Source organism: Caulobacter sp. (genome assembly GCF_017744445.1).
In the GTDB taxonomy this organism is placed as follows: domain Bacteria; phylum Pseudomonadota; class Alphaproteobacteria; order Caulobacterales; family Caulobacteraceae; genus Caulobacter.
In genome coordinates this window covers 537139-556106 of the sequence record NZ_JAGIBH010000001.1, presented here as the reverse complement: position 1 = coordinate 556106, position 18968 = coordinate 537139, and the positions used below count along the sequence as shown (strand labels likewise).

Annotated in this window: 14 protein-coding genes, 2 tRNA genes and 1 pseudogene; 9 read left to right on the top strand and 8 right to left on the bottom strand. The window is 65.9% G+C overall.

From position 1 onward, the window contains the following. Positions 1–9 precede the first annotated feature (9 nt). Positions 10–1908, top strand: a complete 1899-nt coding sequence (locus tag J7528_RS02735) for a M1 family metallopeptidase (RefSeq protein ID WP_291871060.1) — start codon at positions 10–12, stop codon at positions 1906–1908. A 225-nt stretch (positions 1909–2133) separates the two neighbouring features. On the opposite strand, the pseudogene J7528_RS02730 reads toward J7528_RS02735, so the two are convergent. Together J7528_RS02730 and J7528_RS02725 are read right to left on the bottom strand one after the other, a co-directional pair. After that, a pseudogene (locus tag J7528_RS02730) lies at positions 2134–2330 on the bottom strand (CsbD family protein). A gap of 76 nt (positions 2331–2406) precedes the next feature. Further along, positions 2407–3255: a serine protease gene (locus J7528_RS02725; protein WP_291871058.1), complete on the bottom strand. Its 849-nt coding sequence runs from the start codon at positions 3253–3255 to the stop codon at positions 2407–2409. A gap of 133 nt (positions 3256–3388) precedes the next feature. Between J7528_RS02725 and J7528_RS02720 the strand changes: the two genes are divergently transcribed. The 3 genes from J7528_RS02720 to J7528_RS02710 all read left to right on the top strand — a co-directional run bounded on the left by J7528_RS02720 (position 3389) and on the right by J7528_RS02710 (position 8155). Next, complete coding sequence (locus J7528_RS02720) at positions 3389–5578, top strand: S9 family peptidase (protein WP_291871056.1); 2190 nt, start codon at positions 3389–3391, stop codon at positions 5576–5578. 131 nt (positions 5579–5709) lie between these two features. Then, on the top strand, positions 5710–6261 hold the full coding sequence (locus J7528_RS02715; protein ID WP_291871054.1) for a GNAT family N-acetyltransferase: 552 nt from the start codon (positions 5710–5712) through the stop codon (positions 6259–6261). Between the two features lie 82 nt (positions 6262–6343). Continuing rightward, positions 6344–8155, top strand: a complete 1812-nt coding sequence (locus J7528_RS02710) for an ATP-binding protein (RefSeq protein ID WP_291871052.1) — start codon at positions 6344–6346, stop codon at positions 8153–8155. Positions 8156–8414: 259 nt separating this feature from the next. On the opposite strand, the gene J7528_RS02705 is transcribed toward J7528_RS02710, so the two are convergent. After that, positions 8415–8846: a MucR family transcriptional regulator gene (locus J7528_RS02705; protein WP_291871050.1), complete on the bottom strand. Its 432-nt coding sequence runs from the start codon at positions 8844–8846 to the stop codon at positions 8415–8417. Positions 8847–9418: 572 nt separating this feature from the next. Continuing rightward, positions 9419–9492 (bottom strand) — tRNA-Gln (locus J7528_RS02700). A 165-nt stretch (positions 9493–9657) separates the two neighbouring features. On the opposite strand from J7528_RS02700, the gene J7528_RS02695 reads away from it, so the two are divergent. Further along, positions 9658–9734 (top strand) — tRNA-Pro (locus J7528_RS02695). 186 nt (positions 9735–9920) lie between these two features. Continuing rightward, a complete protein-coding gene (gene sppA / locus J7528_RS02690) occupies positions 9921–11705 on the top strand; it encodes a signal peptide peptidase SppA (RefSeq protein WP_291871047.1) in 1785 nt (594 codons plus the stop codon). A gap of 71 nt (positions 11706–11776) precedes the next feature. Here the strand turns inward: sppA and J7528_RS02685 are convergent, their stop codons facing one another. From J7528_RS02685 to J7528_RS02675, 3 genes are all read right to left on the bottom strand, one after another. After that, positions 11777–12463: a hypothetical protein gene (locus J7528_RS02685; RefSeq protein WP_291871046.1), complete on the bottom strand. Its 687-nt coding sequence runs from the start codon at positions 12461–12463 to the stop codon at positions 11777–11779. Positions 12464–12616: 153 nt separating this feature from the next. Further along, positions 12617–15847, bottom strand: a complete 3231-nt coding sequence (locus J7528_RS02680) for a TonB-dependent receptor (RefSeq protein ID WP_291871044.1) — start codon at positions 15845–15847, stop codon at positions 12617–12619. 178 nt (positions 15848–16025) lie between these two features. Next, a complete protein-coding gene (locus tag J7528_RS02675; RefSeq protein WP_291871042.1) occupies positions 16026–16379 on the bottom strand; it encodes a hypothetical protein in 354 nt (117 codons plus the stop codon). A 73-nt stretch (positions 16380–16452) separates the two neighbouring features. Between J7528_RS02675 and J7528_RS02670 the strand changes: the two genes are divergently transcribed. After that, positions 16453–16860 carry a TIGR01244 family sulfur transferase gene (locus tag J7528_RS02670; protein WP_291871040.1) on the top strand — a complete coding sequence of 136 codons (408 nt, stop codon included), beginning with the start codon at positions 16453–16455 and terminating at the stop codon, positions 16858–16860. Between the two features lie 11 nt (positions 16861–16871). Here the strand turns inward: J7528_RS02670 and J7528_RS02665 are convergent, their stop codons facing one another. Further along, the gene (locus J7528_RS02665; protein ID WP_291871038.1) at positions 16872–17018 is read right to left on the bottom strand and encodes a hypothetical protein; all 147 of its coding nucleotides are present in this window, start codon (positions 17016–17018) and stop codon (positions 16872–16874) included. An 82-nt stretch (positions 17019–17100) separates the two neighbouring features. On the opposite strand from J7528_RS02665, the gene J7528_RS02660 reads away from it, so the two are divergent. Both J7528_RS02660 and J7528_RS02655 read left to right on the top strand, forming a co-directional pair. Beyond that, entirely contained in the window at positions 17101–17988 is an 888-nt protein-coding gene (locus J7528_RS02660) for an MBL fold metallo-hydrolase (RefSeq protein WP_291871037.1), read from the top strand. A gap of 79 nt (positions 17989–18067) precedes the next feature. Further along, positions 18068–18964: an AraC family transcriptional regulator gene (locus J7528_RS02655; protein WP_291871035.1), complete on the top strand. Its 897-nt coding sequence runs from the start codon at positions 18068–18070 to the stop codon at positions 18962–18964. The last annotated feature ends 4 nt before the right edge of the window (positions 18965–18968 follow it).

Here is an 18968-nt window from a genome sequence, read left to right as displayed (position 1 = left end):
GGATGATCCATGACCTTCAAAGCCCGTGGCCGCGCCGTTCTGCTGTCGCTCCTGCTGAGCGGGGCGGCGCTGCCCGCCCTCGCCCAGACCCCTCCGGTTCCCGCCATCCTGAAGACGGCCGAGGCCAAGGACATCCACTCCTACGCCCAGCCGCTGGTCGCCCGCGTCACCCATGTCGACCTGGACCTGACCGCTGACTTCGCCGGTCAGAAGATGACCGGCACGGCCGCCCTCGACATCGCCGCCGCGCCGGACGCGAAAGAGGTGATCCTCGACACCAAGGGCCTGGTCATCCACGGCGTCACCGACCCGCGAGGCCAGGCCCTGACGTGGACGGTGGGCAAGGCCGATCCAATCCTGGGCGCGCCGCTGACCGTGACGCTCAATGGCGCCAAGCGCATCATCGTCAGCTATGACAGCGCCCCGGGCGGCGCGGCCCTGCAGTGGCTCACGCCCTCCCAGACCGCCGGCAAGAAGAGCCCGTACCTGTTCAGCCAGGGCGAGGCGATCCTGAATCGCAGCTGGATCCCCACCCAGGACAGCCCCGGCATCCGCCAGACCTGGACCGCCCGCATCGTCGCGCCCAAGGGCCTGAAAGCGGTGATGAGCGCACAGATGCTGACGCCCAACGGCGAACCGCTCAAGGACGGCAGCCGCGCCTATCGCTTCAAGATGGACAAGCCGGTGGCCTCGTACCTGATCGCCATCGCGATCGGCGACCTGACCTTCACCCCGCTGGGCAAGCGGACCGGCGTCTATACCGAGCCGTCGGTGATGAAGAAGACGGCCAACGAGCTGGTCGATGTCGAGAAGATGGTCGCCGCCGCCGAGAGCCTCTATGGGCCCTATGCCTGGGGTCGCTACGACCTCTTGGTGCTGCCGCCGTCGTTCCCGTTCGGCGGCATGGAGAACCCGCGCCTGACCTTCGCCACCCCGACCATCATCGCCGGCGACCGCTCGCTGGTCAGCCTGGTGGCGCACGAGCTGGCGCACTCGTGGTCGGGCAACCTGGTCAATAACGCCACCTGGTCGGACTTCTGGCTGAACGAGGGCTTCACCGACTATTTCGAGAACCGGATCATGGAGCGGCTGTACGGCAAGCCGCGCGCCGACATGCTGGCCGATCTGGGCTGGAGCGACCTGCAGGCCGCCATCGCCGACGCCGGCGGTCTGAGCGGCGCCGACACCCGCCTGCACCTGGATCTCACCGGTCGCGATCCCGACGACGGCATGACCGACATTGCCTACCAGAAGGGCGCGACCTTCCTGCGCACCATCGAAAAGGCCGTCGGCCGCCCGCGCTGGGACGCCTATCTCAAGAGCTACTTTGCCCGCCACGCCTTCCAGAGCCAGACCACGGCCGGCTTCGTCGCCGACCTGCGCCAGAACCTGATCAAGGGCGACGCCAAGCTGGAGGCCCAGATCGGCATCGACAAGTGGGTCTATGAGGTCGGCCTGCCCAACAACGCCGTGCATGTGAAGTCGGCCGCCTTCCCGGCGGTGGACGCGCTGGCCGCAGCCTACGCCAAAGGCGGTCCCGCCCCGCTGGCCAAGTGGAAGGCCTGGAGCACGCCCGAACGCACCCGCTTCATCGCCAGCCTGCCGCGCAAGCTGTCCAACGAACGCCTGGAGGTGCTGGACAAGGCCTTTGGCCTGGACGCCCAGGGCAACAGCGAGATCCGCTTCGTCTGGCTGGAACTGGCCGTCGCCAATCGCTACCAGTCGGCGGTGGCATCGCTGGAGGCGTTCCTGACGGAGCAAGGTCGCCGCAAGTTCGTGGCGCCGCTGTTCAAGGACCTGATGGCGCAGGGCGACTGGGGCCAGCCGATCGCCAAGCGGATCTATGGGCAGACCCGGCCGCTGTATCATGCGGTGACGCGGCAGACAGTGGATGGGATCGTGAAGTGAGGCGGCGCTGAGCGCCCTATTTCCCCCTCCCCCGTTTCCCCGGCGAAAGCCGGGGCCCAGATCGAACCCAGGGGCTGTCGTGAGTGTGGCAGACGCCCGATCGCGAACACCCCAACCGTTCCGGATGAATCTGGGCCCCGGTTTTCGCCGAGGAGACGGGGATTGGGGTTGAGGCGAGAACAAACAAAACGGCCGCCGGGTCACCCCGGCGGCCGCTTTCTTTAGTCATAACCCGGTGTTCAGTGCTTGATCGCGTCGCCGATCTTGTCCTGCACCTTGCCGACCTTGTTCTGGACGTCGCCCTTGGCCTTCTGGGCGGCGCCCTCGGCTTCCAGACGTTCGTTGTCGGTCATCTTGCCGACGCCTTCCTTGACGGCGCCCGCGGCCTTGTCGATAGCGCCTTCAACACGGTTGGTGCTCATGGCTGAACTCCTGCTGTTTCGCGTTATTGCGTTGCAGAAGAAACGGGCTGAGACCGCGCCGGGTTCCGGGAATTTCCTAGTGTGAAGCGCCCATCGCCATGGCCGAAACCGCCACCGCGGGGATGGCGCCGGGGATGCTCTGCTCAGGCTTGGCCAGCCTTGCCTGGGTCACGGGCGCGCCGGGGATCTTGTCCAGGATGGCCAAGGTCTCGCGGATGAACTTGGCGTGAGTGACAATGCCGATCTCCAGGCGCTCGCCCGACAGCTCGACCTGCTGGGTCAGCAAGCCGGCCACGAACTGGACCTCCTGGCTTTCGGCGGCGCCCGGCCGGCGGCGCGCGCCCTCGGCCATGAACACCGGGCCGCCCGAATTGCCGGGGAACACCGAGAAGTCCATCAGGAAGGTCGGGAAGTTGGTCGCCGGGGCCAGCGGATAACTCGCCACGCGGCCCGAACGCAGGATCGGGAAGCCGGCCGGGTTGGCGGACAGTCCGCGCGGGAAGCCCAGCGCCATCATCTCGTCGCCCGGACCCAGGTTGTACTGGTTGAAGGTGTCGTCCTGGGCCAGGTACTTGATCGGGATCGCCGCCTTGACGAACTCAGGCGGGGCCTCGACCACCATGGCCGCGACATCGCGGGTCGGGTGCTTGGTCCACAGCGGGTGGTCGCCGTCGCGGATCTTCAGGGTCTCGGGATCGAAGCGCCAGACGCCGCCGTCACCTTCGATGCGGTAGCCGATCTTGGCCGACACCGACGGCATCTTCTCGAAGACGTGGGCGGCGGTGATCAGGATGGTGCGCGGCTTGCCGTCCGGGGTGGGATCGGAAATCAGGAAGCCCGTGCCGACGGTGCGCGAACCGTCGCCAAGCGGTTGTTCAAGCTGAACCGTGGCCTTGATCAGGTCGACGGACAGATCCCACGCCATATCGCCCCCTTGTTACGCTTCGCTACTGTTAGTCGCCCGACTGCTGAGTGAATTTGACCACAGGATTCTCGCGCCGCAAGTTGTCGTTCTGCCGCACTTGCGCGTTGTGTTGGGTTACGGGGGAATTTTGCGCATGGATCGTCGACGCCTGATGACGAGCGCCGCCGCAGCGCTTACGTCATCCCCCGTAATCTTGTCTGGAACAGCTTTCGGATCGCCCATGTCCGCGCAAAACGCCGCTCGCCCTACCCCGCCGGTCGCCAAGAAGATCCCCAAGACCATCGAGCAGCTGGGACGCAGCCGCACCGACGACTATGCCTGGATGAAGGACGACAACTGGCAGAAGGTCCTGCGCGACCCGTCGCTGATCAAGGCCGACGTCAAGGTGCACCTGACGGCCGAGAACGCCTACACCAAGGCCATGCTGGCCTCGACGGAGGCTCTTCAAGAAAAAATGTTCGCGGAGATGAAGGGGCGCATCAAGGAAGATGACGCCTCGGTGCCCGCGAAAGACGGTCCGTTTGATTATTACACGCGCTTCGAGAAGGGCGCGCAGCATCCGATCCATGCCCGCAAGCCGAACGGTGGCGGTTCCGAAGAGATCCTGCTGGATGAAGAAGCCGAGTCGAAAGGCAAAGCTTTCTACCAGGTCGGCGCGGCCAGCCACTCGCCGGACCACAAGCTGTACGCCTACGCCGTCGACGCCCAGGGCTCGGAAGTCTATCGCATCCACGTCAAGGACCTGGCGACCGGCAAGGTGCTGGAGAGCCCCGTCGAAAGCACCACCGGCGACTTCTGTTTCTCGCCCGACAGCCAGTGGCTGTACTGGACCTTCCGCGACGACAACGGCCGTCCGGCCAAGATCTATCGCCGCCCGACCAAGGGGACGGCCAAGGACGACGTGCTGATCTATGACGAGCCGGACGAAGGCTTCTTCATCGGCGTCGGCCTGACCGCGTCGGAGAAGTTCATCGTCATCTCGTGCGGCAACCAGGAGACCAGCGAGGCGCTGATCATCCCCGCCGCCACGCCGACCGCGACGCCGGTGGTCTTCCATCCGCGCGAGGTGGGCCTGCGCTACGAGCCCGAGCACTGGAACGACCACTGGGTGGTGCGCACCAACGCCGACGGCGCGGTCGACTGGAAGCTGGTCACGGCTCCGGAAGGCGCCACCGGCAAGGCGAACTGGAAGGACTGGATCGCCCATCAGCCGGGCCGCCTGATCTCCGGGACCATGGCCTTCAAGCGCTGGTTCGTGCGCCTGGAGAAGGTCGACGCCCTGAACCGCGTCACCGTCACCGCCGCTGACGGCGCCGAGCACGCCATCGCCTTCGACGAGGCTGCCTATGCGCTGAGCCTGGAAGGCGGCTACGAGTACGACACCGACAACCTGCGCTTCGTCTACAACTCGATGACCACGCCCCGGCAGTGGTTCGACTACGACATGGCCTCGCGCCAGCGCACCCTGCGCAAGACGCAGGAGATCCCCTCGGGCCACGATCCGGCCCATTACGAGACCCGCCGCCTGAACGCCAAGGCCAGCGACGGGACCGACGTGCCGATCTTCATCCTGATGAAGAAGGGGACCAAGCTGGATGGCTCGGCGCCGCTGCTGCTGTACGGCTATGGCAGCTACGGCATCGCCATGGAGCCCAGCTTCTCGATCCGGAACCTCTCCCTCGTCGACCGCGGCTGGATCTGGGCCACGGCCTGCCCGCGCGGCGGTTCGGAAAAGGGCTGGGGCTGGTTCCTGGACGGCAAGAAGTTCAAGAAGAAGAACACCTTCACCGACTTCATCGCCTGCGCCGAGCACCTGCATAAGGCCGGCTACGGCAAGCCCGCCAATACCGTGGCCTACGGCGGTTCGGCCGGCGGCCTGCTGATGGGCGCGATCACCAACATGCGGCCGGACCTGTTCGCAGGCATCATCGCCGCCGTGCCGTTCGTCGACGTGGTCAACACGATGAGCGACACCAGCCTGCCCCTGACCCCGCCGGAATGGCCCGAATGGGGCAATCCGCTGGAGGACAAGGAGGCCTACGACTACATCGCCAGCTACTCGCCGTACGACAACGTCTCGGCCAAGCCCTATCCGGCCGTGCTGGCCACCGGCGGCCTGTCGGACCCCCGCGTCACCTACTGGGAGCCCGAGAAGTGGGTCGCCAAGCTGCGCCCCGCCACGACCAGCGGCAATCCTGTGCTGCTGAAGATCAATATGGACGCCGGCCACGGCGGCGCGTCGGGACGCTTTGACTTCCTGAAAGAGATCGCCTTGGACTACGCCTTCGCGGTGTGGGCGGTGGACAAGGGTTGGACCAAGTGAGTTTGCGTATTGAGATCCTCCCCCTAGCGGGGGAGGTGTCCGCGAAGCGGACGGAGGGGGAAGTTCTGCCGGCGGGGCCATTCCCCTCTCCGGCTCTGCGGGCCACCTCTCCCACAGGGAGAGGGTTTTAGATGTCCGTAGTGATCCGCCCCTCCACCGACGCCGACCTGCCGGCGATTACCGCCATCTATGCCTGGAACGTCTTGAACGGCCTGGGCACCTTCGAGGAAGTCCCGCCGGACCAGGCCGAGATGGGCCGCCGCCGCGCGGCCTTCCTCGATCGCGGCCTGCCCTATCTGGTCGCCGAACTGGACGGCCAGGTGCTGGGCTACTGCTATGCCGGCCCCTTCCGCCTCCGCGCCGCCTACCGCTTCACGGTCGAGGACAGCGTCTATGTTTCACCCGAAGCCGTGGGAAAAGGCGTCGGCAAGGCTCTGCTGACGGCCCTGATCGCGTCTTGCGAAGCTTTGGGCCTGCGGCAAATGTGCGCAGTGATCGGCGACAGCGGCAACGAAGCCTCGATCGGCCTGCACGCCTCGCTAGGCTTTGAGAAACAAGGCGTTTTCCCGAGCATGGGCCACAAGTTCGGCCGCTGGGTCGACCTGGTCTGGATGCAACGTTCGCTGAACGGCGGTGGCGACACCCCTCCCGACGCGCCCGGAATGCAACTTAGCGGCGTCTAGCAATTGTAAAAAATCGTCATTCGAAACAAGGCTTAACCAGTCTCCGCTAGTCTACTTGGCGAGGGAAGGCTGGGGACAGGTCTTGAAAGGCTCGAAGACTGAGGAGAGGCGGCGCACCAAGGTCGCGCTGATGCAGGCCTACGTGCCCATCGTGCGCGGCTACCTGCTCGCGACCTCGGTCTACTATGCGCTGATCAGTCTATCCCATCCCTTCTACGAGAAGGGCCTGGCCCTGGTCGTTCTGGAAGGCCTGGCGGTCGTCGCCTGCCTGTATGCCGTCGGCGCCTGGGCCGTCCTGCGCAAAGGCAAGATCATGGGCCTGCCGCTCGAGGCCCTGGCCCTGGGCATGAACGCCCTGTTCTTCATCAACACCCTGGCCTACCAGACCCTGCACTTCGAGGCCCAGAAGCTCGTTTATTTCGTGCTGATGGCTTTGGTCTTCGCGACCTCGGCCCCCAGCCGGCGCGTGGCCCTGATCAGCGCCACGACCGCCATCGCGGGCCTCATCGTCATGACCCGCCAGGTCCCCGAGGACCTGGTCAATCAGTTTCTGTATGTCGGCGTGGCCGGCGCCTTCGCCGCCGCCGGCATGTCGGCCCTGATGCGCGGCGTCGTCGGCCGGGAGGTGCGCGCGCGCCTGGCCAGCGAGGCCCTGAACGCCGAACTCGAGCGCGAGCTGACCGAGAACCGCCGCCTGCGCACCGAGGCCCAGGACCTGGCCCTGACCGCCGAGACCGCCAACCGCGCCAAGACCGAGTTCCTGGCCACCATGAGCCACGAGATCCGCACGCCCCTGAACGGCGTGCTGGGCATGGCCCAGATCATGGCGGCCGGCACGCTCGAGCCCGACCAGCGCCGCCGCCTGGACACCATCAGCGCCTCGGGCCAGTCGCTGCTGTCCGTGATCAACGCCATCCTCGACATCTCCAAGATCGAGGCCGGCAAGATGGACATCTCGCCCGCCCCGTTCGACCTGCCCATCCACCTGGACGCCCTGCGCCAGCTCTATGGAGGCCTCGCCCGCGACAAGGGCCTGGACTTCAGCCTGGAGGTCGCGCCGGGCGCGGCCGGCTGGCGCCTGGGCGACGCCGAGCGCCTGCGCCAGGTGCTGTCGAACCTGATCTCCAACGCCGTGAAGTTCACCGAGAGCGGCGGCGTGCGGGTGATCGTCGACGGCGACGTCTACGGCCTCACCGCGCAAGTGATCGACACCGGCAGCGGCATCCCCGAGGACCAGCGCGACCGACTCTTCACCAAGTTCACGCAGCTGGACGCCTCCAGCACGCGCCGCGCCGGCGGCTCGGGCCTGGGCCTGGCGATCTGCAAGACGCTGGTCGAACTGATGGGCGGGACGATCGCCCATTCCCCCTCGCCCGAAGGCGGCGCGCGCTTCTCGATCGCCGTGCCGATGCCGCGCGTCGTGGCCGAGGCCCCGGCCGCGCCCGCCCTGGACATCACCGCGCCCGAGCTCGACGACGCGGCCGCGCCCAAGATCCTGGTGGTCGACGACAACCAGACCAACCGCGCCGTTCTGCTGACCCTGCTGCATCACCTGGGCGTCGACGGCCATTTCGCGGTCGACGGCCAGGAAGCCGTGGCCATGTGGGAAAAGGACCGCTGGGATGCGATCCTGATGGACGTGCACATGCCGGTCATGGACGGCGTGCAGGCCAGCCAGGCCATCCGCGCGGGCGAGAAGCGCACCGGCCGCCCCCGCACCCCGATCATCGCCGTCACCGCCAGCGTCCTGACTCACGAGCGCTCGCTCTATGCCGAGGCCGGCATGGACGCCCTGGTGCCCAAGCCCGTCGAGATCCCGCGCCTGGTCGAGGCGTTGGCCAAGGTGCTGTCGCTGGACGCGGTCGCTGAACACGACACCCGGGGCGTGGCTTAAACTTCGGCCCGATCCCTCAATTGCCTTCCTCGCCCTTGTGGCGAGGACCCATGGTGCGGCCGGGCTCAACGCATGCAAGTGTGCGCCGCTAGCGTGGGCACACACTACTCCACAGCCCGGACAGCGGAACGATGGGCCCTAGGCATAAAGCCTAGGGAGACAGCTTGGGTGGGACAGTGAGTTCACGGATTCCAGGCACAAAAAAAGGGGACGCCCGCCGCGTCCCCTTTTCGCTTTTCAGCAGGCTGTTAAGAGCCGATCAGCCCTTGCGGCCGCGCGCCGGGGCCTTGCCCTTGCGACCGCCCTGGCCCAGGCCCAGGGCCTTGGCCATCTGCGAGCGCGCTTCGCTGTAGGCGGGCGCGGTCGTCGGATAGTCGTTGGGCAGGCCCCACTTGGCCTTGTACTCGGCCACGGTCATGCCGTGGGTGGTCAGGTGACGCTTCAGCGTCTTGTAGGGCTTGCCATCCTCGAAGCTGATCAGGGCTTCGGGGGTGATGCTCTTGCGAATTTGGGCCGGCGTGGCCTTGCTCACCGCTTCGACGGTCGGCGCGGGCGGCGCGCCAATACCAGCCAGAGCGTCGTGCGTGGCGCGGATAAGCGCCGGAAGTTCCGAAACTGGCGTGACGTTATTGGCCACGTAGTTGGCCACGATTTCGGCGGTCAGCTCGATCAGGGTAGCCTTGTCTTCCACGATACAACTCCATTCCCCTAGTGTTTTCGCAAATACACCCTCACCTCGAAAACACAAGTAGTTCGAGCCCAGATTCTGCTTTAATTCGTGACTTACCGTAACAATTGACTGTCGTTGAGCCCGTTCAACGAGGCGAATTTTCGTCAACTATATCGCCGACAACGCTGTTATCAGGCGCTGAATCAGCCGCTAAACCCTTACGGGTGCACATCTATCTCGCAACTGCGAACTGGACTTGTGGTTTATCGAGCACAAAACCACAAATACCGCATGCCGAAGGCTCGATGTGATCACAGTTCGGCGGCCGACACCGCCCTCGATCCGGTCGTTTCTTATCTGCACCTGAGCGCGGAACGTTTGGACCGGAAGATCAAAGGCGCAGGGGCGGTTCATCGCCGCCAATGCAATCACGCAGCCAAGCTTAACCGGCCGGGGCCGCGCGCGAGCCTCGCTGGCCCGGCAAGTTTCGATCGACGAGAAAGACGACGCCAAGACGAGAGAGAACCTGAATGGGGCGAGCCAACAAGCCGCGTCGGCGGGCGCTCTATCTAGTCTTGGATCTCGGGAGGAAGTGGCTGGGGAACTAGGACTCGAACCTAGAATGACGGTACCAAAAACCGCAGTGTTACCATTACACCATTCCCCAGCAGGAACGGCGAAACCCGTCAGGGCTCGGCGAGGCGGTGGAGATAGCCCACGACTCGGATGGATGCAACATCCCATTTCAGAACTTTTTTCGGGCCGTCACACGAACCTCAAAAAAGGCGCTTGCGCCCTCCGAAACCGCCCCCTATAAGGCCGGCCTCCAAGTCGGAGTGTGGCTCAGTCTGGTAGAGCACTGCGTTCGGGACGCAGGGGTCGCAGGTTCAAATCCTGCCACTCCGACCATTATCTCCTCGCCAACCAGAGGCGGGAAAACAGCCTAAAATTCATAAGCTTGGGCGCCGCGAAAGCGGCGCCGAGCCTTTGCATGCGCCATCTGCGCGTGTTGCCGAGATTCGTTGCGCGCTCTTCATTTGGTCGCAACCCGAACACCGGTTAGCTTGTTTCCGGTTTCGCTAGCCAGGACCTCCGATGAAGCAGTTCTTCCTGACCGTCGCCGGCGTTTTCGTCGGCCTTCTTCTGTTCGTGGTCGGAGTGCCCTTCCTGCTGATCGTGATGGCCGCCGGCGCCGCCCGGCCCGCGCCCGTCCCGACCCACACCGTGCTGCAGCTGGATCTGCGCGACAGCCTGACCGACCAGGAGCCCAAGAGCCCGTTCGCGGCCTTCGGCGGCGGCGGGGATTCGGTGATGTCGATCATCGAGACGCTGCGCCGGGCCGAAAAGGACGACAAGGTCGAGAGCGTGCTGGTGCGCCTGCCCGAGGGCGGCGTCGCCCCGGCGGCGGCCGACGAGCTGCGCCTGGCCTTCAAGCACTTCCGCGAGGTCGGCAAGAAGCCGATCTACGCCCACAGCCAGGGCCTTTATCCCTCCGGCATGGTCACCTCGACCTACATGCTGGGCGCGGCGACCAGCGAGTTCTGGATGCAGCCGGATTCGAGCTTCCAGGCGGTCGGCGTCTCGTCCGAGGCGATGTTCTTCAAGCGCTTCTTCGACAAGTACGGCGTCAAGGCCGAGTACGAGCAGCGCTACGAGTACAAGAACGCCGTGAACCCCTATCTCTACAGCGACTACACCCCGGCCCACCGGGAATCGACGCTGTCGTGGATGGGCTCGGTCTATCGCACCGCCCTGACCAGCGCCGCCGTCGATCGCAAGCGCGACCCGGCCCTGCTGATCAAGACGCTGGAAGACGGCCCCTACAGCGCCCAGGAAGCGCAAGCCAAGGGCCTGATCGACAAGGTCGGCCAGGTCAGCGACATCCAGGCCTTCGCCCTGGACAAGGCCGGCAAGGGCGCCAAGCTGGTCGACTTCGACGACTATGCCAGCCGCTCCAAGCCGACCCCGGTCAAGACCGGTCCGGCCATCGCGGTGATCGGCGCCGAGGGCGCGATCGTCACCGGCGCGGGCGGCGGCGGCTCGCCGTTCGGCGGCGACAGCAACGTCTATTCGGACGAGGTGGCCAAGGCCTTCAAGGACGCGGCCGACGACAAGGACGTCAAGGCGATCGTCTTCCGCGTCTCCTCGCCCGGCGGTTCGGACACGGCCTCGGAGCAGATCCTGGCGGCCATGAAGAGCGCCAAGGCGGCCGGCAAGCCCGTCGTGGTCAGCATGGGCACGTACGCGGCCTCGGGCGGCTACTGGATCTCCAGCCAGGCCGACTCGATCGTCGCCGAGCCCTCGACCCTGACCGGCTCGATCGGCGTCTATGGCGGCAAGTTCGCCATCGGCGACGCCCTGGCCCGCTTCGGCGTCGACACCAAGGACCTGCATGTCGGCGGCGACTATTCGCAGGCCTTCGGCTCGGCCGAGGGCTTCACGCCCGACCAGCGCGCCAAGTTCGCCGGCTGGATGGACCGCATTTATGCCGGCTTCATCAGCCGCGTGGCCGAGGGCCGCAAGCTGCCGCCCGAGCGCGTGCGTGAGATCGCCAAGGGCCGCGTCTGGACGGGGGAGCAGGCCAAGCAACTGGGCCTGGTGGACCAGCTGGGCGGCTTCTACGACGCCGTCGACAAGGCCAGGTCGCTGGCCAAGCTGAAGGATGACGTGCGCCTCAAGCGCATGGACGGCGCGCCCTCGCCGTTCGAGGCCTTCGAGCGCTTCCTGGGCGTCTCGGAGACCTCGGCCAAGACCCTGGCGGCCGCGGCCTGGGTGATGGGCGATCCGCGCTCTCAGGCGATCCTGGACGAGATGGCCAAGGCCCGCCTGCGGGCGGCGCCCGGCGGGGCGTCGGTGCTGGCCGACACGCCGGTGCGGTAGGCTCTTCTTCTACATAGAGAGACAAGAAGGCCGCTCGGGGCTCCCCGGGCGGCCTTTTTGCTGGGCGCTGGTCAGTAGAACCGAGTGTCCGGACGGATCGACTTGGCCGCTCGGCCCGTCTCCTCCTCGATCAGGGCGCACAGGGTCCGCCAGACCGCGTCCGGGCGACTGTCCGCGCCCAACGCCGCGAAGTGGTTGAAGTTTCGAAGGGCGACGACACGGGCAAGATCGCCGACCGACATCTCTCCGAACCATCCCGGATCATGGCGGACCATGACCCATCCCACGGGCAACAGCGCGAGGCTGGGCCAAAGCGGATGAACGGCGATGGCCAGGGGAACCGCCGCGAGACCCGCCAGCAGCAGCAGAAGCCCTACCTCTCCCCGGGCCGAAAGCGAGGCTGAAGGCATGTCCACGCCCAGCTCGCGCCTCAGCGCGGCCAGCAGGCGATTGGGCGTTATTCGGGCCAAGCCCTCCAGCCGCGTCCGGGGCGTTATGGGGCTCGCGGGGGTCGCCAGCCGCGTCAGCGCCGCGCGGAGCCGATAGAAGGCCATGGAGGTCGCGCAACGTCCCGCGGCAGCCGTCGGCGCGATCTGGCCGACCAACGCCTCATGGAGCTCTCCCACGGTTGTCCATTGGGCGGTCTCGTCGCCGAAGCGCAGCCCGAACGAATCTTCGATCGTCGTGATCAGGTCCAGGTCGTCGCCGTCGCCCGCCAGTCCCAGGGCATCAGCGGAGCGTCGCGATGTCGCCGCCATGGTCGAACCTCCGTCACCGCCAGGATGGCCGCTGCCGGCCGCCCCTTGTCAACGGCCGCCCCTCAGGCGCCCAGACCAAGCGCACAAAAGAAAACGGCGGGCTCCTTTCGGAGCCCGCCGCCATTCTCAGAACCGTCAGGTCCCGACCGGGAATTAGAATTCCAGGTCGAAGCCCACGCGCACGTAGCGCGGCTCTTGGTAGGCGATCGGCTTGCGGTAGTTGGCCGAGTAGCCGCCACCGGTCGTTTCGCGGCGCTCTTCGTAGGACGTGATGGCGTCCGAGTTGAACACGTTGAAGACGTCGGCGCGCAGGACCAGGTTGCCACCCAGAGCCATGATCTTTTCCGGCACGGTGTAACGGACCGACAGATCGAGGGTCGTCTGCCAATCGGTTTCCTGAGCCGAACCGCGCGGAACCGGAGCGCTCGGGGCCAGCAGGGCGCCCGTGTCGCTGAAGGTCTTGCACCAGCGCGAAGCGGCGCCGTAACCGGCCGAGTTACCGTCGGTCGGGTGACGACCCAGGCAGCCCTGGTGCTTCGGCGAGATGACCGACGCGTTGGCGCCGAACATCAGGTTGTCGGTGAGGGCGTAGGTGCCGAACACCTTGAACTGGTGGGCGTGGTGGTTCGGCAGCAGACCTTGCTGGTAGTCGGTCAGACCGACGAAGTCATACAGCACGGTCGAACCGGCGTCGGCCTGGTTGTTGTCCGACAGAACGGTGCCTTCGTAGTTACCCTTGCTTTCCGACAGGGTGTACGAGCCTTGCAGGCCCCACTTGCCGTCGAAAGCGCGCTCGAAGGTGAACTCCAGAGCGATGTACTCACGCTTCGGCTTGGGGAAGCCCAGCTCTTGAGCGGTGAAGGTCAGTTCCTTCGGCAGGGCGGCGGCGGCGGCGATCGTCGCGGCGTCGTGCACCAGGGCGTTCGGCTGACGCAGCTTGATCGTCAGGTCTTCACCCGGGTTGAAGACGATGTACTGCCACGAGTTGTTGAAGATGTTCTCGCAGGCGGCCAGCGTCGCGCCAGCGACGTGGGCGTTACACCACTTCACGACGAACGGGTCGAGGGTGGTGTCTTCCGAAATGCGGTTCAGCTTGCGGTACGTCAGGTTGACGCCGCCCTTCCACAGTTGGTTGAACTGACGCTCGTAGCCGATCGTGAATTCGTCTTCTTGCGAAGCCTTGATGCCTTGAGCGGCCTTCGAGTAGGCCGGCTCGGCGACGCCGAGGCCGTAGGACACCGTACAACCGATCACGTTCGGCGAACCGGCGACGACCGACGACGGACAGACCGTCAGCGTACCAGCCGGGAGGCCCGGGTTGGTCGTGGTGGTGATCTGCGTGCCCAGGGCGGTCGGGGCCTGGTTGGCGCCCTTCACGAAGTCCGGGCCGTTCGTGGTGCCGTTGACATAGCCCGGCGCGTAGAAGAACGCGCTGTAGCCCAGGTCGGCGCCGCGGTAGCTGAGGTTCGACGCCGGCGGGATATAGTAGCGGCCGAACGAGAACGAGATCTTGTCCTTGCCTTCGCCGACCGGATCCCAGGTCACGCCAACGCGCGGGCCCCAGTTGTTCTTCAGGTTCAGGACCTGTTCGCCCAGCAGGTTGTCCAGGGTGAACTTGTCGTTGCGGATGCCCAGCTGCAGGCTCAGGTCCGGGGTGATGTCCCAGGCGTCCTGGATGTACCAGGCTTCGTTGACGCCGTGCACCGGCGCGCCGCCGAAGCGGTTCGTCTGCACTTCGACATAGTTCACACCGCCCAGCACGCCGTTGGCGTCACGAGCGGTCGGGTTGGTCGCGTCGAACTTCGGACGGTGATAGACGTAGGCGATACCCGTGGCGCCCGGACCGGTGTTGATCGAGGCGTGGTTCAGGGTCGTCTTTTCGTGGTCGAAGCCGCCACGGACGTGGTGCTTGCCCAGGAAGTCGAAGTACAGGTCGCCGTCGATGCGATAGAATTCACGCAGCGTCTTGCGGGTTTCGATCGTGGCTTGCTTCTGGTTCGAGATCGTCGTCGTGGCCTGGCCGTCGACGTCGCTGGTGACCAGCGGGTCAACGGTGTTGCCTGGCAGCACGCTGTTGGAGTCGCGGTTCTTGCCGTAGGCGGCCGACAGGGTGAACCAGTCGGTGAACGTGCCCGTATAGCGAGCCACGTAGTTCACGCCGCCCTGACGGTAGACGGTCGACGGCAGGGCCGCGCCGATGGTGTCGGTCGCCGCCGTGTAGCCGAAGGCCGAACGGTTGATGGTCTTCTGGGTGTCGAAATAGGTCAGTTCGACGCGCTGCTTGTCGGTGATGTAGCCGTCGATCTTGGCGCCCCAGAACGGGTCGTTCGACTTGTCGACGACGTACTGGCCGGTCGTCTTCTGGGCTTGCGCCGTCGTCAGATCGCGCTGCTGGTTCATCACGTAGAAGAACAGGTGGTCCTCGATGATCGGACCGCTGACTTCGAACGTGGCGCTCTTGTCAGTGCGCTTCGAACGGTGGTTGGCGATGATGTAGGTGTCCGGCGAGTCCTGGCGCCAGGCGTCGGCTTCGTAGTTGCCATGGACGCCGAAGCGGAAGGTGTTCGAACCCGACTTCGTGACGGCGTTGATGACGCCGCCGGTGGCGCGACCGAACTCGGCGGGATAGCCGCCGGTCTTCACTTCGATCGACTTGTAGAAGTCGAACGGCACTTCGGCGGCGCCGATGTACGTGTCGAAGTTCGTGATGTTCAGGCCGTTCACGTAGAAGGCGTTTTCAGCGACCGAGCCGCCGCCGACCGACGGTTGACCGCCGAAGTTGGCGGCCGACGGGGCCGTGGTGACGCGCGACGAGCTGCCGGTGACGACGCCCGGAGCCAGCTGGACAACGGCCGTCAGCGAGCGGCCGATCGGCGCTTGCTTGGTCAGGGTTTCGATGTCGACGGTCAGACCCTTGGTCGTCGCGGCGAAGTCGAGCTGCGGGTTGGCGGTGGCGGTGATCACCACTTCGCTGACCTGCTCGCTGGCGCCGGCCAGGGTGAAGGTATAGGCGGTCGAACCACCCAGGCCGACGCGGACGTTGCCGTCGTTGGTCGGTTGGAAGCCGTCCTTGTTGATCGCGACCGAGTAGCCGCCGATCGGGATCAGGGGAACGCGGAACTGGCCCTCGTCGTTGGTCGTGACCGAGCGGGTGAAGCCCTGGTCCAGCGACTTCACGGCGACGGTGGCGCCGGCGACCGGAGCGCCGGAAGTGTCGCGCACGGTGCCGACGAGCGAGCCCGAGCTGTAGTCCTGAGCGCTGGCGATCGTGGGCGCCATGGCCGCGACGGTCGCGATCGCAACCGGCGTGGCGACGGTCGCCAGACCGGCGAGCAGCGTCGTCGTCAGTAGACGCGCGCGGGCGCTACCTTTGGTGGAAAGCATGCTGTTCAAATCCCCTCTGAGCATGGCGAGAGCGGCAGATCGGACGAGTCCCCCTCTAGAAACTTTGTCCGAACTGGAGCGGAAATCCGCGTAGTTCACGCCACGAGATCACTGGTGTCCCGGAAACATTTCCCCGGTTGCGGCGACGTTAGGGGCCGCTACGGCCGAGGGTCAATTGTCATTGCAGAACTGTAATCCACATCGACAGCCCCTGTCGCAAAATCGCCACAGCCCCGCCACCATTCGGCAAACCGGCGATCAATAGGGATACCTTGACTATAAAATGGTCGGGCATGAGTTGATCATTGTCTTGTTTTGACGAGGTTATTTCGACCTCGAAGACCGCCGGTATCGCGCAACGCGTTTCGAAGAATTTTTTGCGACAATCTTGCCCTCGGCAATTGACAGGCAACAAATCATCCTCGCGACCGACCGGTTCTAGATAAAATTCTTTTAATGAACCCCGCCCTCGCGGCATGTTCTCCCTACGCATGGTCATTCCAAGTGCACGCTTGGAGGCGGCGGTGACCATTGCCTAGGCGCCCGCAGGTCGCGACAATGCGGAGCGGCGAAATTGCGTCGCGCCTTCCAGTTGCGGCGAACCGATGAGCGATTTCCGACGAGTCACCGAATCCCTGTCCGTCAGCCCGCAGGTGACGGAGGCCGATATGGCCCGCGCCGCGACCGAAGGATTCGTGCTCGTGATCAACAACCGCCCCGACGGCGAGGATCCCAGCCAGCCTTCGAGCGCGGTCATCGAGGCGGCGGCCCGCGCGGCGGGCCTGGACTATCTGCATGTGCCGGTGCGCGGCGGCCCCACCCAGGAGCAGGTCGACGCGGTGCGCGCGGCGGTCGAGGCGGCCGACGGGCCGGTGCTGGCATTCTGCCGCTCGGGCACGCGCTCGATCGTCACCTGGTCGATCGGCCAGGCGCTGGCGGGCGAGGACCGCCAGACCCTGGTCACCCAGGGCCTCCAAGCGGGCTATGACCTGTCGGGCGTGCTGCCTTCTTAGGCAGAAGGATTCTAGAAGGCGGCCGACTCGCGGGCCACCATCGGGGTCGGTTCGGCCTGGCAGCTGGCCAGGACGAACTGAGCCATGATGATACACACGATGGCGAAGGCCGCGCGCTGGAGCCGTTTTGAGACAAAAATCGCCGCGTCCGCCGCCATGGCCCGTCCTCCGAAGGTTACTGGAGGGTAAAAGCGCAAGACTGGCGCCGCCCCGGTCCGCGCCTTTTTGGAGACGCTCCCGATGATTCCCTTCGTTCGCGAGCTGGAATTCGAATACGGCCGCTGCGACGAGGTCTCGCCGCGGATCCGGCGGGTCATCGCCCGCAATCCAGGGCCGTTCACCTATACCGGCACCGGCGTCTACATCATCGGCCAGGGCGAGGTGGCGGTGATCGACCCCGGTCCCGACCAGGAAGAGCATTTCGAAGCGCTGAAGGCCGTTTTGGCCGGCGAGCGCGTCACCCATGTGCTGGTCACCCATCACCACCTGGACCACTCGCCCCTCGCCCATCCGCTGGCCCAGGCCTTCGGGGCCAAGGTCTATGGCCTGCCCGCCCCTGCCCCGCACGCCAGCGATGCTCCGGCCCTGGAGGAAGGCGGCGACGACCGCTTCCGTCCCGACGTGATCCTGGCCGACGGCGACGTGCTGTCCGGTCCTGGCTGGACGCTGGAGGCGATCACCACGCCGGGCCACACCTCCAACCATGTGTGCTTCGCGCTGAAGGAAGAGAACGCCCTGTTCTCCGGTGACCACATCATGGGCTGGTCGACCACGGTCATCACCCCGCCCGACGGCGACATGGGCGACTATTTCGCCAGCCTGGAAAAGGTGAAGGCGCGCGGCTTCCAGACCCTGTGGCCCACCCACGGCGCGCCGGTGCGCGAGGTCGGGCCGTTCATCGACGCCTATGTCGCCCACCGCCGGGCCCGCGAGGCCCAGATCGTCGAGGCCCTGGCCGCCGGTTTCACCACCATCAAGGCCATGGTTCCCAGCCTTTACGCCGCCGTGGACCCTCGCCTGCATCCGGCCGCCGCCCACTCGGTGCTGGCCCACATGCTGCAGCTGGTCCGCGAGGGACGCGTCGCGGCGACCGGCGATGGCCTGGACGCCGAATACCGGCTGGCCTGAGCGCAGAACCGCAAGATCGGTCGAGAAGGCTCCAGCCGTCAGCGCGTAACTGACGCCGCCACGGAAGAAGCGGGAGACGATGAAGGCGGCGCCCAAGACCTATCTCGAGACCTATAACGCCCGGATGCAGAGGGTGCTGGAGCATGTCGACCAGCATCTGGACGGCGATCTGGACCTGGAGGCGCTGGCCCGTGTGGCCGCCTTCTCCAAGTTCCATTTCCACCGGCAGTTCATGGCCACCTTCGGGGTGTCCGTGCACCGCTACGTCCAGCTGGCCCGGCTGAAGCGCGCGTCGCATCGGCTGGCCAATACGGGCGCTCAAAGCGTCACGCAGATCGCGCTGGAGGCCGGCTACGACGCCCCGGACGCCTTCGCGCGGGCCTTCCGGCAGCGGTTCAAGCAGTCGCCTTCGTCGTTTCGCAAATCGCCCGACTGGGCGCCGTGGCTTGCGGCCTTCGGGCCCTTGGACAACGCCAGGAGCAAGCTGATGCACATTACCTACGAAGCCGAAGACGTGATCATTCGCGACGCGGCCGCCACGCCTGTGGCGATCATGGAACACCGCGGCGACCGCGCCACGCTGCCGGCCACGATCGAGCGCTTCATCGCCTGGCGAAAGGCCGCCGGCCTGACGCCCGACAAGAACCCGACCTTCAACATCTTCCGCTCAGAGCGGACGCCTGAGAACCCCGCCGAATACGCCATGGACCTCTGTATCGGCACGGACATGTCGGTGGCGCCAGACGACCCGGACATGAAGGTCGGCCAGATCCCCGGCGGCCGTTGCGCGGTGCTGCGGGTGGCCCAGAACACCCACAACCTGGAGCCCGCCGCGCTCTATCTCTACCGCGAATGGCTGCCGGCCAGCGGCGAGGAGGCGCGGGACTTCCCGATCTACGCCCAGCGGCACTTCACGCTCTTCCCCGACAGGCCGGTGCATGAGGTGGTGTGCGAACTGTTCCTGCCGTTGAAATAGCGCC

Bases quoted from the DNA above. Each gene is read 5' to 3' on its own strand.
- J7528_RS02735 (WP_291871060.1), top strand. From the start codon at position 10: ATGACCTTCAAAGCCCGTGGCCGCGCCGTTCTGCTGTCGCTCCTGCTG.
- J7528_RS02725 (WP_291871058.1), bottom strand. From the start codon at position 3,255: ATGGCGTGGGATCTGTCCGTCGACCTGATCAAGGCCACGGTTCAGCTT.
- J7528_RS02720 (WP_291871056.1), top strand. From the start codon at position 3,389: ATGGATCGTCGACGCCTGATGACGAGCGCCGCCGCAGCGCTTACGTCA.
- J7528_RS02715 (WP_291871054.1), top strand. From the start codon at position 5,710: ATGTCCGTAGTGATCCGCCCCTCCACCGACGCCGACCTGCCGGCGATT.
- sppA (WP_291871047.1), top strand. From the start codon at position 9,921: ATGAAGCAGTTCTTCCTGACCGTCGCCGGCGTTTTCGTCGGCCTTCTT.
- J7528_RS02685 (WP_291871046.1), bottom strand. From the start codon at position 12,463: ATGGCGGCGACATCGCGACGCTCCGCTGATGCCCTGGGACTGGCGGGC.
- J7528_RS02680 (WP_291871044.1), bottom strand. From the start codon at position 15,847: ATGCTTTCCACCAAAGGTAGCGCCCGCGCGCGTCTACTGACGACGACG.
- J7528_RS02675 (WP_291871042.1), bottom strand. From the start codon at position 16,379: ATGGTCACCGCCGCCTCCAAGCGTGCACTTGGAATGACCATGCGTAGG.
- J7528_RS02670 (WP_291871040.1), top strand. From the start codon at position 16,453: ATGAGCGATTTCCGACGAGTCACCGAATCCCTGTCCGTCAGCCCGCAG.
- J7528_RS02665 (WP_291871038.1), bottom strand. From the start codon at position 17,018: ATGGCGGCGGACGCGGCGATTTTTGTCTCAAAACGGCTCCAGCGCGCG.
- J7528_RS02660 (WP_291871037.1), top strand. From the start codon at position 17,101: ATGATTCCCTTCGTTCGCGAGCTGGAATTCGAATACGGCCGCTGCGAC.
- J7528_RS02655 (WP_291871035.1), top strand. From the start codon at position 18,068: ATGAAGGCGGCGCCCAAGACCTATCTCGAGACCTATAACGCCCGGATG.